A 729-nucleotide genomic window follows, 5' to 3' on the forward strand; every position below is an offset into this window, starting at 1 on the left:
AATGGGCCGATCCGCCGACTCGTGCCGGTCGATGTGCGCCAGTCCATGGCCAATGGCGGTGGTCCGGCCTGTCTGCGGCTGCGCGTCGTGGCCGATCCGGCGACGATCGATCCGCGCTTCCTGGTGGATGAGGCGAAGCTGGATGCCATCGCGGCCATCGTCGCGGCCTATTGGCCCGAAGATATTGCGCCCGACGGGCTGGGCGACACGACGTTGATCGCGCGCATCGAACAATCATGGTTAACGCTTGTTGACCATTTGCAGCTTTCGGGCGATCTGATGCCGTAATGGCGGGGGCCAAACGCCGGATGGAATCGGAATGGAACGGATCAAGCGTCTTTTCATCGTCAAGACCAAGTTCGAGGCGTTTCTGATCATCTATGCGCTCGCGCTGGGCGCGACCGAGCGCGGCCTTGCCTATATGCAGCAATATCCCGGCACCGGCGGACAGCTATTGGCGCTGGCCTGTACCGGTGCGGTATTCATGGGTGGCGGCATGATATTGGACACGCTCGAATATCGGCGCACCTACGGATAGCTGAGGGGCTTGCGCTGACGGCACTCGCCGGTCAGGGATGATGGCCATGGGTGCCATCATGTTGCAGGGAACCGGATCGGATGTGGGCAAGTCGGTGCTGGTCGCCGGGCTGTGCCGGGCGCTGGTGCGGCGCGGCTATCGAGTCCGGCCGTTCAAGCCGCAAAATATGTCCAACAATGCGGCGGTGACGG

At 62.7% G+C, this 729-nt stretch carries 3 protein-coding genes; all 3 read left to right on the forward strand.

What is annotated here, in order from left to right; all coding sequences use genetic code 11:
- Positions 1-288: N-succinylarginine dihydrolase (locus tag IL54_RS19085; protein WP_162182256.1), on the forward strand; the 288-nt coding region annotated here is incomplete at its 5' end.
- 31 nt (positions 289-319) lie between these two features.
- On the forward strand, positions 320-538 hold the full coding sequence (locus IL54_RS19090) for a hypothetical protein (protein WP_037479554.1): 219 nt from the start codon (positions 320-322) through the stop codon (positions 536-538).
- Between the two features lie 46 nt (positions 539-584).
- Positions 585-729 (forward strand): nucleotide-binding protein (locus tag IL54_RS23375; protein WP_156106321.1); only part of this gene is annotated, 145 nt, incomplete at its 3' end.

The organism is Sphingobium sp. ba1, from assembly GCF_000743655.1.
Taxonomy (GTDB): domain Bacteria; phylum Pseudomonadota; class Alphaproteobacteria; order Sphingomonadales; family Sphingomonadaceae; genus Sphingobium.